The following is a 13,128-nucleotide window of genomic DNA, read 5'->3' on the forward strand; positions in this document are numbered from 1 at the left end:
AGGAGCCACCGTTCGCGGTGGGCCCTGCGACGTGCGGGGGTATGACGGGCCCGGGGCTCCGGGCGCCGGAGCACCGCGGTCCGTCGTGGCGTTGCCGCGTCGTGTCACTCGTTCCGGTGGACGGAGCAGTCGTTCTTCGTCTCGGCCGTGCTGCTGAGCCGGTTCATCCGGTCGAGGAGCCGGAGCCGAGAGCGGCCCCCCGGGGGGGTTTCACGCTCCGGGCCGTGGCCGCTGATGCTGAACAGCCGCGGGCTCAGCCCGGGATGGCGGCGAGGCGGCGCCGTTCGAGGACGGCGGCGACGGCGTAGGCGCCACCGCCCGCGATCGTGAGGACCCAGTAGAAGGCGGGGTTGCCCAGGAGCAGGGCCGCGGTGGAGGTCAGGGCGAGCCAGGTGCCGAGGGTGTAGTGGAGCCGGTTGCGGCGCGCGGCGCCTTCGGCGACGTAGAGCAGACCGACGACGAAGCCGGAGCCGGTGGGCCACAGCAGCGTCTGGATGTCGGGGTGGTCGACGGTGGCGCCGAGGCCCGTGATGACGAGGAAGAGAGCGACGAAGGCGGTGACCCAGGCGGCGCCGAGAAGTTGTCCGGTCACGGCCTCCGGTCCGGTCGCGTCCCGCTGGGCACGGAGGGCGGCGCGGGTGGCCAGCACCGTGCCCACCGCGAGTCCGGCACCGAGCAGCGTCATGGGCAGCCAGCCGGGCAGGTCGAGTACGGCAGCGCCGTTCTCGCCCCGGGAGAGGGCGGCGCTGCCATGGCCGAGCACGTAGGCGAGCCCGAAGCTGATGTACGTCGCACGGTTGTCCACCTCGTGCGAGGCGTGCGCCGGGGCCGTGATGACGGCGGTCGGCATGGTGGGGGCCGGCGTGGCGGGGGCGGTGAGGGACATGGCGGATACCTCGGGGTGAGAAGGACGCGGCGGAAGGGGGTGGCGGCGTGCGGCGGTGCGAGACGGGAGAGGGTTGCGGCGTGGTGCGCCGGGCGTCACCTCTCGGGGACGATGACGACCTTGCCGGCCACAGTGCGGGACTCGGCGAGCCTGACGGCGGCGACGGTGTCGGCCAGGGCGAACCGCGCGGCGATCTGCGGGACCAGGCGGCCGTCGGCGACCAGACGCAGGACCTGGGCGAGGTCTTCGGTCGTGCGGCGCTGCCATGAGGCCCGGCAGCGGCGCTTGCCGGCCCAGAGGTTGTAGAAGTGGGCGCTCTTGCCGTTGGGCAGGGCGTTCCAGGCGTTGAGGCGGGCGAAGAGCTTGAGGACGGGCAGCTGCGAATTGCCTTCCTCGTCCTTGCTGGCCGCGGTGCCGTAGGAGACCAGGGTGCCGCCGCGCCGCAGGAGTTGCCAGGAGTCCTCGATGCCGGGCCCGCCGACGTGGTCGAAGACCGCGTCCACACCGTCGGGGGCGAGCTCGCGGATGCGGGCGTACATCTGCGGGTCCCGGTAGTCGACCGGGGTGGCGCCCAGTGCACGCACGGTGGCGTGGTGGCGGGATGAGGCGGTGCCGATCACGGTGATGCCGGCGTGGCGGGCCAGTTGGACGAGGGTGGAACCGACGCCGCCGTTGGCACCCAGCACCACGATCGTCCGACCGGCGCGGACCTTGGCGACGCGGTGCAGCATCTGCCAGGCGGTGACGCCGTTGACGATCACCGTCTCGGCCGCGGCCGGCTCGACCTCGTCCGGCACGGGCATCAGGTCGGCGGCGTCGATCAGCAGGTGGCTGGCCCAGGCTCCGATTTTGGTGATCGCGGCGAACCGGCGCCCGACGAGCGCGGCGTCGACCTGCTCGCCGGTGGCGACGACGGTGCCGACCAGGTCGTAGCCGGGCACGAAGGGGAACGGCGGCTGGTCGTAGTACTTGCCGCGGCGCATCTGCTGCTCGGCGAAGCAGACACCGGTTGCCTCCATCCGCAGGACGACCTGGTCCTTGCCCGGGGCCGGCAGGTCGCGGCTCCGCGACGTCAGGCCCTCGGGCTCGACCTTGCCGGGCAGGACGATCTCGGTCGCGGTGACGGTGGCGGTGCTGCTCATGGGATTGCTCCTTGGGTTTCCCACTGTGTACTTACGACCGTAAGGTTATAAGCGCCAGATCAAGCGACGCAAGAGGCTACGGTCATAAACTTACAGCCGTAAACACTAGAGGAAGGCACAAGGGCGTGACCGGGACAGAACCCGGTCACGCCCTTGAGTCAGGACCCCTTCTCAGGAGTGCGGCCCTCACCCACACGCCCGGTGAGCACGCACAGCGGGCGCCCGGCCGTCCCGGTCGTGGCTCACAGCGCCTTGAGCTGCCTGAGCAGGTGCAGCGAGTCCGAGTTGAGCCAGTACTCGGCCAACCGGCCCTCGCGTATGCGGAGCGTGTCGCTTCCGGTGAAGGTGACCACGGTTCCGGGCGCGGCACCGGCGCCGGGGAAGCCGCCGCTGTACGTGCCGGTGGCCGTCCAGCGCACGGACAGATGGGCGCCGTCGAACAGCGGCGGGACCTCGGCCGCGAACTCCAGGTCGGGGAAGGGCGCGCGGGCGGCGCGGATGTAGGCCACCAGGCCGTCGGCACCGCGGACGGAACTGCTGTCGCCGCCGTCGAGCATGTGGCTGTGGACGCGGAAGTCCTCCGGGACGATGTCGGCGGCGAGGGACAGGTCGCCGTTCCAGAGCCTGAGCCAGGCGTCGAAGAGGGCCTGGTGGCCGAGGGTGTGGGCGGTGGTCATGACGGTGCCTTTCGGGCCGGCGGGGCAGCGCAGGTGGCGAGAGGGAGATGGGTCCTGGAGAAGCCGGGGTCAGCAGCCGGTGCGGGCTTCGGCGGCGGTCTTGAGGTCCTGGAGCCAGATCTCCAGGCCTTCGCCGAGTGCCCCGGTCGAGAGGTCGACGTCGGCCTCGGCCTGGTCGCCGGTCCAGGTCTCCTCGGTGCGGACGAGGGTGCCCCCCTTGACCTTGGTGAAGGTCCAGACGTGGGTGCCCTCGTCGATGTGGATCCCCTCGCCGGTCGCCGGCCCCGTCCAGCGGATGCAGTGGTCGCGCTGGATCTGCTGGACGGTGGAGGTGACCGTCAGGGTGGTGGCGGGCGTGGCGGGGGTGGCGGGCACCGGGGTGGTCCAGCGGAAGGCGGAACCGGTCCGCAGAGGGCCGCGGTCGAGCCGCTCGCTGGTGAGGACGGCGTCCTGCCAGGACGGCCACTGCTCCACGTCCGTCTGGGCCTTGAAGACGGTGCTCGGCGGGGCCTCGATCAGGATCTCGGTCCCGTAGCGCACGAGAGCGTCCGGATCGGTGCCCTGTCCGCGGCATTCGACGGCCTCGCCGTGGTGACCGGCGTGCGCCGGTCCGGATGCGGCCCGGGCGGGCGCGGCGGTGACGGCGAGGGTGCCGGCGGCCGCGGCGAGGGAGAGGGCGAGTGCCGCGAGGCGCGTGCCGGAGGGGGAACGGTGGGGACGGGGAGCGGACATGACAGATTCCTTCCGTGGGCGGCTTCGAAGCGGTTCCGAGGCCGGGGAGCGGGGGTCGGTGCGGGCAGGGCGGCGGGTCAGCGGCGCCGGGCGCCGTGGAGGAGGCACAGGAGAGCGATGGCAGCGGCCACGATCAGGCCGATGAACCCGGGGTGGATGTCCTTCGACAGGCTCGGCGCGCCGTCCGGCCGCAGCTGCCAGATGGCGAACGGGATCGCGTAGACGACGGCGAGGAGTACGGCGCCGGCCCTGACCGCCGTGTCGCGAGTCCGGGCGAGGGAGCCGATCAGCACGATCAGGACCGGGACGAACGCGACGAACGCGAATCCGGTGAGTACAAGGAGAGGGGCCGCCCAGGCGGAGACGGTCACCGCCAGGGGGATGCTCCGCCGCTCGCGGACCGGGGGAACCGGTGATCCTGACATGGCTGTCTCCTTGTGTTCTGCTGTGTCCCGAACTTCGAGCTAACAAGTGTAAGGCTACACTTGTAAAGCGAGCGCGGGCAAGGATTGCCCTCATAAGCTTTTGCGCGTAAGGTTACGAGGATGAACGGGACAGAAGCGACAACTTCGGATGGCCAGAAACGCGCGGCCCGGGTACGCAACCGACGCGGCGAAGGCAGCCGGCTGCGGGAGGACATCGTCGACGCCGCCGCCGCGCTGCTGGACGAGACAGGGGACGAGCGGACGATCACCCTGCGGTCGGTCGCCCGCAAGGTCGGCATCGCCGCCCCGTCGATCTACCCGCACTTCCCCGACCAGCCGTCCATCATGCTGGCCGTCGTCCAACGCGAGTTCGCCACGCTGGAGGCCCATCTGCGCGCCGCCGTGGCGGAGGCGGGCGACGTTCCGCGAGACCGGCTGTACGCCCTGTGCCGCGCCTACCTCGGCTACGCGCACGAGCATCCCGCGCGTTACCGCACCATGTTCGGCGGCCTGTGGATGCCGACCCTGGGCGACAGTTCGCTGACCGAGGAGGAGCTCACCACCCTCGGCGCGACCGCCATGCAGTTCCTCGCCGAAGCCGTCGCCGAGTGTGTCGCCGCGGGGCAGTCGTCGGCCACCGACCCCCCGGTGGACGCCGTCACCCTGTGGGTCTGCCTGCACGGCCTCGCCCACCAGCACGCCGCCACCCGTGTCTTCCCCTGGCCCGAGGAGCCCATCGCCGACGCCATCATCAGCAGGGTGGCGAAGCTGACCGACCCGCCCCCGGCCGGGTGATACGCCCCGCGTAGCCGCCGTCCCCGCCCGACCGCGACACCGGGCCCCGGTCCTGGAAACGACCGGGGCCCTCGTCGTGTCCGCGTCGCGCACCGGCCACCCTGCCCGGGTGCCCGCGGGACGCCGAAGATGCCGGCCGCGACCGGTGCCGGATGTCCGAGCGCTGTGGTGGGGTGGGCCCATGACGTTCGCGACGGAGCGCAAGTCCCTGCTGGAGCCCGGACGGCTGTGGTCGGCCGGTGAGGTGCTGGGGAAGCCGGGGCCGGTGCCCGCAGTGCCCGGGGTCTACGGGTGGCGGTTCGAGGTGGCGCCGTACGACGGGCTAGCGGTGGGCGAGTTGCTGTATGTAGGCATCGCTCCTCGGCGCATGGCCAATCGGACCAGCCGGCAACACCTCCGGTCCCGCGTGCGATACCACTTCCGGGGGAATGCCGAAGGTTCCACATTGCGGCTCACTCTTGGGTGTCTCCTCGGCCTGGAGCTGCGCCGGGTGGGCAGCGGGCGGCGGATGACCTTCGGGGTGCGGGGAGAAGCGGAGTTGTCGGCCTGGATGGCCGAACACGCCCGGGTCTGCTGGGTGGCCTACCCGAAGCCGTGGCTGCTGGAGAGTGCGCTGATCACCGGCCTCGATCTTCCGCTCAACCTCGACCAGAACAAGCACAACGCCTTCCACTCCACGCTGAAGGCCCTGCGCGCCGCCGCCCGGCAGCGGGCCCGCGCGCTTCCCGTCGGCGGCTGACCAGAGTTCGCTTTACAGCACCCCCATGCCCGCATGGCGGGTCGCCCCATTTCGTTCCGGAGGATGCGATGCATGATCTCGGACCTCTCACCGTTCATCGCCGCAAGGGGGAGGAGCCGTTGACGGCCGTCGGTCGGCCGGTGGAAACCCTGGGCGGCTTCTGGAGCTGGGCCTGCTCGGATCTGGCGAGCAACACCATGCGTGGCGTGCTGGCCGAGTACATCGTCGCGACAGCACTCGGCGCGGCGGAAGGAACGCGTACGGAGTGGGACTCGGTCGACATTCGTACCCCGGACGGCACGCGTGTGGAGGTCAAGTCATCGGCCTACCTGCAGTCCTGGGCCCAGGGGAAGTTGTCGGAGATCACCTTCAGCATCGCGCCCGCCCTCGGTTGGGACGGGCAGACCGGGGCATCCTCGACCGAAGCGCTGCGGAACTCCGACGTGTACGTGTTCTGCGTTCTGCACCACCTGGACAAGCGCACTCTCGACCCGCTGGATCTCGACCAGTGGACCTTTCACGTCCTCGCCACCCGCGTGCTGGACGAGAGGTGCGAGCGGCAGAAGACAATCAGTCTGGCCAGCCTCCTCCGCCTCGGCCCCCTGCAGACGGACTTCACCGGGCTGGCGAAGTCCGTCGCCGTCTGCACGGCCGGGTAGGGCTACGCGTCCGCCAGCAGGGGGTCGTACGGGGTGGAGCGGTGGCGGCCGGTCATGAAGGAGAGGAAGTCGCGGACGAACGCGCCGCGCGAGTACGCCTCGTGCGTCCCGGCCTCCGGAGTGCGGTGGAAGCCGGTGCGGAACAGGGCGCGGTACTCGGCCTCGTCGATGACGCCGTTGCCGTCCGTGTCGGTGACGTCGAAGAGGACTTCGGCAACCCGGATCAGCGCGGGACCGGCGTGGGTGGGGGCCGCCGTGGTGTATTCGGCTTTGCTGATGCGGCCGTCGCCGTCGGTGTCCAGGGCGCTCTGGAGTTCGCGCCACCAGTCGGCGTACGCCTGGTACAGCCGGGTCTCCTCGGGTTCCTCGAGGTCGAGGCGGGTCGACAACTCGCGGGCCATGGCGGCGAGGTCGGGCCATTCCAGGAAGCCGTCGCCGGTCTGGTCGAGTACCTGGGTGAAGAACTCCTCGGCGCTGCGGGACGCGCCGCTGCCCCCGGACGGCTCGTCCCGGTCGGCGAACGGGGTGACCAGCCGCAGCAACGCGCCCGCCTGCTGCATCCGTTCGCGCAGTGCGGTGAGCGTCGCGGCGTGCGGGGAGCCGCTTCCCGGGGAGAGGTAGGCGAGGTCCATGAGGGTCTCGGTGCGGATCCAGCCGTCGGGCAGGAAGCGGGCCAGGCCGGTGGCCAGGTAGGCGCTCTGCATGAGGGTCTGGGCGCCGGGGATCTCCGGCAGGCCGGCCCGGCGGCGGAACGGTTCGGGGAGGGACGCGACGGTAATGGTGCCCAGCGCGGGCCCGGCGACGGCGCGGCCGGCCGCCCAGAGGGTGGGCAGGCCGGCCAGCAGCGGCGGGGCCGGAAGGTGGTCGAAGAGCCGGTAGAGGATGATCCGCAGCGCCTCGGTGTTCTCCAGTTCCTCCTCGACCACCCGGTCGTAGTACCGCCAGAACTCCGGGAGGGTGGCGGGCAGATGGTCCGCGTCCACGCCGAGGGCCGCCATGAAGGCGCGGAATTCGGCGTAGAGCTGTTCCATCGCGGCCTGGTCGAGGGCCTGTCCGCTGAGCCGGCACATGGTGACGGAGCTTTCGAAGAGCGTCGCGACCACCCAGGCCCGCACCTCGGGGTCCATCGCGTCGTACGGCCGTTCCTGGGCGTCGGTGCCGCTCAGCCGGGAGTGCAGCCGGTTGAGGCGGGAGGCTTCCTTCTGCCGCACGGCCTCGTCGGCGCCGAACATGCGCTGCAGGCTCACCAGGGTGTTGCGCAGCCGTCGCCACGGATGCATGACGAACGTCGAGTTGTCGATCAGCGCGGCGCCGACCTGGGGATGGGCGGCCTCCAGGACCGTGGCGCGGACGACGGCGAGCGCCCACCGGGGGTCGTTGAAGAACCGGTGGAACTGCGTGTCGGGCCCGAACAGGGCTCCGGGCGGTGTGCCGGTGTCCGTCATGGTGGGGGTTCTCCGTTCGCGTGCGGGGCGATGCCGCCGAAGCGGCGGGCGCGTTGCCGGTAGGCGTGCAGACACTCCACGAAGTGCGGGGCGCGGAAGTCCGGCCACAGCACCGGCGGGAACATCCACTCCGCGTACGCCACCTGCCAGAGCATGAAGTTGGAGATGCGCTGTTCGCCGGAGGTGCGGATGACGAGGTCCACGTCGGGGGTGTCCGGGTAGGGCAGGTGGGCCGCGAAGTGCCGCTCGTCGACGGCGTCTGCCGGTATGCCGCTGCGGATGAGGGAGCGCGCCGCCTCGACGATGTCGCCGCGTCCGCCGTGGTCGAACGCCACGGTCAGCGTCATCCCCCGGTTCGAGCGGGTCAGCGTCATCAGGTCGGTGAAGTCCCGGGCCAGCGGGGCGGGAATCCTCGGGTCGCTCACGCCGAGGAACCGGCAGCGGATGCCGCGCGCGTGCAGCAGCGGGGCGTGTTTGCGCACCACGCGGCGCACCAGGCGCATGAGGAAGTCGACCTCGCCGGCGGGGCGCCGCCAGTTCTCGGTGGAGAAGGCGTACAGGCTCAGCCACTCGACGCCGGCCGACCGCGCGGCCGTGATGACGTCGATGACGGTGCTCTCGGCGGCCCGGTGGCCGGAGGTACGGGGTAACGAGCGCTGTGCGGCCCACCGGCCGTTCCCGTCCATGACGCAGGCGACGTGGCGGGGGACCGCGCCGGGCCGGTCCGGCGGAACCGGGGTCGCCGGGGGGAGTCCCCCGACCTGTTCCATCACTACGAGCGCCCCCCGTACTCCCGGTCGACCGTCCCCACGACGCACGGGGCCACCGGCGTCGGCCGGGTCTGCGGTGCCCGGCGGCACGGGCAGCGCCGGGATGTCCTTCCGCCCGCGCGCGTGCCACTCAGCAGTGTGGGGCCGCCTGACCCCGGCCGCCCTGTTCTCTCGGTACGTTCACCCGCCGGACTCCTGTCCTATTAACTGCCTCGCGTGCGCGGCCGGGCTGGGCCGGGACGGCGACGGGGTCGCCTGCGAGACCTGAGCCGGCGGCGCCCCTCCCGTACACCAACCGCCCCGGCCGGCGGCCCTGTTGGGGCCGGCCCTCGGTAGGGTGCAGCGACCGTGGTCGTACCGGGCGCGGCGGGGAAACGTTCGAGGGGGCTGGGACGGTGTTCGCGGAGCTGGAGGCGGGGGACCCGCGTCAGGTGGGGCGGTACCGGATCGAGGCGCGGCTGGGGGCGGGCGGCATGGGGCGGGTGTTCCTGGCCCGTTCGCCGGGCGGACGGACGCTCGCGGTCAAGGTGCTCCGCGCCGAACTGGCCGAGGACGCCGGGTTCCGGCGCCGGTTCGCGCGGGAGGTGGCCGCCGCGCGGCGGGTCACCGGTGTCTTCACCGCGGCGGTGGTCGACGCCGACCTGGAGGGCACTCCGGCCTGGCTGGCCACCGAGTACGTGCCGGGCCTGCCGCTGGGCCGGGCCGTGGCGGAGCATGGTGCGTGGCCCGAGCCCGCCGTGCTGGCGCTCGGGGCGGGGCTGGCCGAGGCGCTGGAGGCCATCCACGCGGCCGGGATCGTTCACCGGGACCTCAAGCCGTCGAACATCCTGCTGGCGCCGGACGGCCCGCGCGTCATCGACTTCGGGATATCGGTGAGCGACGACGACGGGGCGCTCACCCAGACCGGCGTGGTCGTCGGGACGCCCGGCTTCATGTCGCCGGAACAACTGGCCACGGGGGGACGGGTCGGCCCGGCGACCGATGTGTTCGCGCTGGGGGCGGTGCTGGCGTTCGCCGCGAGCGGTTCCGGCCCGTTCGGCTCCGGTGCCGGGCACGCCCTGAGCTACCGCATCGTGCACGAGGAGCCGGACCTGGGCGCGCTGCCCGCCGGGGTGCGCGCCGTGGTGGCCCGGTGTCTGGCCAAGGACCCGGGGCAACGGCCCACCGTCGCCGCGCTGCTGGAGGAGCTGGGCCGGGCGCTCGGGGACGGGGAACGCGGCCCCGGGCACGACCGGCTGCCGGACGCGGTGGCCGCCGCGCTCCGCGAACGACCCGGCGTCCCCCCGGCACCGCTGTTGCCCACGGGTGCGCCGGACCCGCACGGACCCACCCATGGCGGAAGCACCACGGGGGCCGCCCCCGTGCACCCGCCGACCGCCCTGTCGGCGCCCGCTCCCCCGGCCCCGCCCACCACGCCCCCGGCGGCGCCCCGCCCGGGCGACGCCCCGCCCGGACGCTCCCGCCGTCAACTGCTGGTCACTACCGCTGCCCTGGGGGTCGGGGGCATCGGCTTCGCCGGCTGGCGGCTGCTTGGTGGCGGGACCGGCGATCCGGCCACCGGCGGTCCGGCCGCACCGGGTTCCGGCGACGACGCACCGTCCGGCTCCGGCATCGTGGGCGGCACCCGGCGATGGTCGCTACCGGAGTTCGTCAGCACCTCGGTCCCCGCCCACGCCGACGGGACCCTCTACGTCGCCCTGATCGCGGCTGACCGGTCGCCCATCGTCCACGCGGTGGACACCGCCACCGGCGAGTCCCGCTGGAGCTCACCCCTGCCCGGGGGGAGTTGGTTCCCCACACCCGTGGTCGCCGGAACAACCGTGTACGTCAGCGGCTACGGCAGCGGCCTGTACGCCCTCGACACCGCCAGTGGCGAGCGGCTCTGGGAGTTTCCCCTGCCCGAGGGGCAGAGAGCCAGTTCCCCCGCCTTCGCCGACGGCACGGTCTACGTCGGCGGTGCGAACGGCAGGCTCTACGCCGTCGACGCCGAAACCGGACGGGAGCGCTGGCTCCACCTCTACTCACGGAACGGGATCGGCGGCACCATCCCGGCGCCGGTGGTTGTCGACGGGGTCGTCTACATCGGCGGCGGAGAGGGCGAACTGTTCGCGGTCGACGCCGACACCGGACAGGAACGGTGGGTGCGTCCGGCGGCCAACGACTGGCCGGTGATCCACTCCGTGGCCGTCGCGGACGGCACCGTCTACTTCGTCGACAACAGCAGCACACTGTGCGCGCTGGACGCCGCCGACGGGGAAGAACTCTGGACCGTCCCCCACGACCTCATGCCCTCCCGGCCGGAGGTCCTCGACGGCACCGTCTACGTGCATGACTTGAGCGATGCCTTGTACGCCCTCGACGCTTCCGATGGGCGGCAGCTGTGGAGTTTTCCTCTCGGGGGCCGGGTGCAGGGAGACCTGTCCGCCGGGAACGGCACCGTCTGCTTCGGTGGCGCCGAGGGCACGGTGTACGCGGTCGACGCCGCGACCGGGGACGAGCGCTGGGCGTTCGACGTCCGGGAGCCGGGCGCGGACAGCAGGATGGTCAAGGTCCCGCCGCTGATCGCCGGGGACACGGTCTTCTTCACCGCCGCCGACGACACCCAGATCGAACTGCCCATCCTGTACGCCGTGGCGCTCTGATCCGGCGCCCCACACGGAGTGTCCGGCGGGGCGCGGGCGTCACGCCGCCCCGGGGGTCTCCTTGGGTGAACTCCGGCGCGCCGACGGACCGTCGAGGTGGAGGACCACCGAGGTGTGGAAGCGGTGCACGGCGTCGTCGACGCTGCGGATGAAGCCGCTCTCGGCGTTGCCCCGGCCGCTGCCCATCCCCTTGAAGAGGGACAGCCGGAACCCGGTGATGCGGGTGCCCGCCGCCCGGGGCAGCAGGTCGGCCGGCTCCGGGCGCAGCCGTTCCAGGGTGCCGCGCGGGCCGCCGCCCTCGCCCTCCACCAGGGTTTCGATGTGCAGATCGGCCGGAGCCTCGGCCAGTCGCCGGATGAGCCGTTTCGCCCAGGTCAGCGGGTAGCCCTGCTCGGGGGCGGGGATCTCGACGGAGGTGCGGAGTTTGCCGGTGCGCAGATCGGCGGTGATGGCCAGTACGCCGGGGCCGTTCTCGATCTTTATGTCGGCGTGCAGGCGCCCCTCCGCGCAGAGTTGGTCCGCCGAGCGGGCCCGCCGGACGCCGTGGTCCCCGCCGCGCCGCGCCCGCTGGACGGGCAGGACCCGGAGGCCGAGTTCGCCGCCGAGCCCCAGGCAGACCTGCCGGATCAGCCGTTCCCAGCTCTCGACCACCTCCAGGGCGCGCGGGTCGCCCTGGGAGAGGGTCTCGTCCTCGATGCCGTTGCGGACCGGCACCCAGGACGCCCCCATGTTCTGGAAGCCGTGGCAGCCGGAGTTGTCGTGCTGGAGGTAGTGGAGAAGCTCCTGGAGCAGCCAGGCGTGGGCCGGGTTGCCGACGCCCTCGTGCCGGATCAGGGTCTGTGCCTGGTAGGTGACCTCGGCCCAGGGCAGGTGCCACAGGGCTACCTTGTGCTTGCGGCGCCCGTCCACCCGGACGTCGAGGAGCGGAGTGCCCTCCAGGGCCACGTCGTTGGAGAGCGTGATGACGGCCTCGTAGCCGCGGCGGGCGGCGATGTCCATGTACGCCTGGACCTGCTCGGCCTTGAGATCGTTGCCGTTGGTCTTGGTCTCGACCAGGGCGGTCCACAGCTTTCCGGCGCGTTCGACGCGGATCACCCCGTCCGGGCGGCGGGGGGTGTCGCCGTGCGGCAGGGAGACCTCTGTGAAGGTCTCCATCCGGCCGGCCGGGGCTCCGAACCCGGCGATGAGCCGGCGGCCGAACTCCGGCACCTGCGCCATGACGGACAGCAGGACGGAGGTGGCGCGGTTCTCCCGTTCGCGGTCGCTGCGCAGCGCGGACACGGGGAAGAGCCGGGCGTCCTTCCAGGACTCGTTCTCCGCGAGGGACTTGCGGCTGATCCGGGGCAGGGTGATCTTCTTCTTGGCGGTACGGGGCCTGCGGGGCCGGGCGGCCGGTTCCTCCCCGGCGGGCGGCGGCCCGCCGCGCTGGGCGGGGACGGACGGGGCGGCGGAGCCGGCTGCGGAGGGCTGTTCGCTCCCCGGGGAGGTGACGGGCGCGTCCACGGGTGCGGGTTCGGCGCCGCCGGTGTCCGGGAGGTTCCCCTCCTCGGCCGCGGCGGTGCCCGTGCCGCCGTCCTCGTCGTCGGAAGCTGCGTCGACGGCGTCGACGGCGTCGTCCTCGATGTCCACACCGAAGTCGGTCGCCAGGCCGGCCAGACCGGAGGCGTAGCCCTGGCCAACGGCCCGGAACTTCCAGTCCGTGCCCCGCCGGTACAGCTCGCCGAAGACGAGAGCGCTCACCGCCTCCGTTCCCTCGGGGGCGAAGCGCAGCAGCCGGTCCCCCGCGGCGTCGGACAGGGTCACCCGGAGGTCGTCCAGTTCGTCGAAGCCCGCCGCCCCGTCACGGCTGGCCGCCACGACGATCCGGTCCACGGCGGCCGGCAGCGCCGTCAGGTCGAAGCCGATGCGGTCCTCGCTGCCCTCTGTGCCCGCCGTCTTGCCGAGCAGGTGCACGCTGCCGTCGGGGGCGACCGGGTTGTTGTAGAAGTAGAAGTCGTCGTCGCCGCGCACCTTGCCGTCGGCGTCCACCAGCAGCACACAGACGTCGGCGTCGCCGTCCCCGCCCTGGCTGGTCCAGCCCAGGCTGACGATCACCGATCCGGTGTGCTCGCTCAGGGCCGCCAGCGAGACGTTCGCGCCCTTGACCATGGTGTGCACAGCTGCCCCCTCGTCCCCTGTCCGGACAGGGGTGACCAGCACCCGGACACCCCCTGGCT

At 72.5% G+C, this 13,128-nt stretch carries 12 protein-coding genes; 4 read left to right on the forward strand and 8 right to left on the reverse strand.

Annotated elements, in window-relative coordinates; genetic code table 11:
• Positions 1-253 precede the first annotated feature (253 nt).
• The 5 genes from ACTFAP_RS13190 to ACTFAP_RS13210 all read right to left on the reverse strand — a co-directional run bounded on the left by ACTFAP_RS13190 (position 254) and on the right by ACTFAP_RS13210 (position 3,862).
• Entirely contained in the window at positions 254-886 is a 633-nt protein-coding gene (locus ACTFAP_RS13190) for an ABC transporter permease (protein ID WP_375878246.1), read from the reverse strand.
• A 95-nt stretch (positions 887-981) separates the two neighbouring features.
• Positions 982-2,028, reverse strand: a complete 1,047-nt coding sequence (locus tag ACTFAP_RS13195) for a medium chain dehydrogenase/reductase family protein (RefSeq protein WP_500469162.1) — start codon at positions 2,026-2,028, stop codon at positions 982-984.
• Positions 2,029-2,270: 242 nt separating this feature from the next.
• The gene (locus ACTFAP_RS13200; protein ID WP_500469163.1) at positions 2,271-2,705 is read right to left on the reverse strand and encodes an ester cyclase; all 435 of its coding nucleotides are present in this window, start codon (positions 2,703-2,705) and stop codon (positions 2,271-2,273) included.
• Between the two features lie 69 nt (positions 2,706-2,774).
• Positions 2,775-3,437: an SRPBCC family protein gene (locus ACTFAP_RS13205; RefSeq protein ID WP_375878243.1), complete on the reverse strand. Its 663-nt coding sequence runs from the start codon at positions 3,435-3,437 to the stop codon at positions 2,775-2,777.
• 77 nt (positions 3,438-3,514) lie between these two features.
• A complete protein-coding gene (locus ACTFAP_RS13210; protein WP_500469164.1) occupies positions 3,515-3,862 on the reverse strand; it encodes a hypothetical protein in 348 nt (115 codons plus the stop codon).
• Between the two features lie 120 nt (positions 3,863-3,982).
• Here ACTFAP_RS13210 and ACTFAP_RS13215 point away from each other — a divergent pair, with 120 nt between their 5' ends.
• The 3 genes from ACTFAP_RS13215 to ACTFAP_RS13225 all read left to right on the forward strand — a co-directional run bounded on the left by ACTFAP_RS13215 (position 3,983) and on the right by ACTFAP_RS13225 (position 6,055).
• The gene (locus ACTFAP_RS13215) at positions 3,983-4,657 is read left to right on the forward strand and encodes a TetR/AcrR family transcriptional regulator (protein ID WP_375878241.1); all 675 of its coding nucleotides are present in this window, start codon (positions 3,983-3,985) and stop codon (positions 4,655-4,657) included.
• Positions 4,658-4,838: 181 nt separating this feature from the next.
• Positions 4,839-5,396, forward strand: a complete 558-nt coding sequence (locus ACTFAP_RS13220) for a GIY-YIG nuclease family protein (protein ID WP_375878240.1) — start codon at positions 4,839-4,841, stop codon at positions 5,394-5,396.
• Between the two features lie 68 nt (positions 5,397-5,464).
• Positions 5,465-6,055: a hypothetical protein gene (locus ACTFAP_RS13225; protein ID WP_500469165.1), complete on the forward strand. Its 591-nt coding sequence runs from the start codon at positions 5,465-5,467 to the stop codon at positions 6,053-6,055.
• A 2-nt stretch (positions 6,056-6,057) separates the two neighbouring features.
• Here the strand turns inward: ACTFAP_RS13225 and ACTFAP_RS13230 are convergent, their stop codons facing one another.
• Together ACTFAP_RS13230 and uppS are read right to left on the reverse strand one after the other, a co-directional pair.
• Positions 6,058-7,500, reverse strand: a complete 1,443-nt coding sequence (locus ACTFAP_RS13230; RefSeq protein ID WP_500469166.1) for an oxygenase MpaB family protein — start codon at positions 7,498-7,500, stop codon at positions 6,058-6,060.
• Positions 7,497-8,186: a polyprenyl diphosphate synthase gene (gene uppS, locus ACTFAP_RS13235; RefSeq protein ID WP_500469167.1), complete on the reverse strand. Its 690-nt coding sequence runs from the start codon at positions 8,184-8,186 to the stop codon at positions 7,497-7,499. Before uppS ends, ACTFAP_RS13230 begins: the two co-directional genes overlap by 4 nt.
• A gap of 479 nt (positions 8,187-8,665) precedes the next feature.
• Between uppS and ACTFAP_RS13240 the strand changes: the two genes are divergently transcribed.
• A complete protein-coding gene (locus ACTFAP_RS13240) occupies positions 8,666-10,912 on the forward strand; it encodes an outer membrane protein assembly factor BamB family protein (protein WP_500469168.1) in 2,247 nt (748 codons plus the stop codon).
• Positions 10,913-10,951: 39 nt separating this feature from the next.
• Here the strand turns inward: ACTFAP_RS13240 and ACTFAP_RS13245 are convergent, their stop codons facing one another.
• Positions 10,952-13,060 carry a TerD family protein gene (locus ACTFAP_RS13245; RefSeq protein WP_500469464.1) on the reverse strand — a complete coding sequence of 703 codons (2,109 nt, stop codon included), beginning with the start codon at positions 13,058-13,060 and terminating at the stop codon, positions 10,952-10,954.
• Positions 13,061-13,128: the final 68 nt, after the last annotated feature.

The sequence above is a fragment of the Streptomyces sp. PH9007 genome (genome assembly GCF_059813725.1).

Bases quoted from the DNA above. Each gene is read 5' to 3' on its own strand.
- ACTFAP_RS13205 (WP_375878243.1), bottom strand. From the start codon at position 3,437: ATGTCCGCTCCCCGTCCCCACCGTTCCCCCTCCGGCACGCGCCTCGCG.
- ACTFAP_RS13230 (WP_500469166.1), bottom strand. From the start codon at position 7,500: ATGACGGACACCGGCACACCGCCCGGAGCCCTGTTCGGGCCCGACACG.
- ACTFAP_RS13220 (WP_375878240.1), top strand. From the start codon at position 4,839: ATGACGTTCGCGACGGAGCGCAAGTCCCTGCTGGAGCCCGGACGGCTG.
- ACTFAP_RS13210 (WP_500469164.1), bottom strand. From the start codon at position 3,862: ATGTCAGGATCACCGGTTCCCCCGGTCCGCGAGCGGCGGAGCATCCCC.
- ACTFAP_RS13200 (WP_500469163.1), bottom strand. From the start codon at position 2,705: ATGACCACCGCCCACACCCTCGGCCACCAGGCCCTCTTCGACGCCTGG.
- ACTFAP_RS13215 (WP_375878241.1), top strand. From the start codon at position 3,983: ATGAACGGGACAGAAGCGACAACTTCGGATGGCCAGAAACGCGCGGCC.
- uppS (WP_500469167.1), bottom strand. From the start codon at position 8,186: ATGGACGGGAACGGCCGGTGGGCCGCACAGCGCTCGTTACCCCGTACC.
- ACTFAP_RS13190 (WP_375878246.1), bottom strand. From the start codon at position 886: ATGTCCCTCACCGCCCCCGCCACGCCGGCCCCCACCATGCCGACCGCC.
- ACTFAP_RS13225 (WP_500469165.1), top strand. From the start codon at position 5,465: ATGCATGATCTCGGACCTCTCACCGTTCATCGCCGCAAGGGGGAGGAG.
- ACTFAP_RS13245 (WP_500469464.1), bottom strand. From the start codon at position 13,060: ATGGTCAAGGGCGCGAACGTCTCGCTGGCGGCCCTGAGCGAGCACACC.
- ACTFAP_RS13195 (WP_500469162.1), bottom strand. From the start codon at position 2,028: ATGAGCAGCACCGCCACCGTCACCGCGACCGAGATCGTCCTGCCCGGC.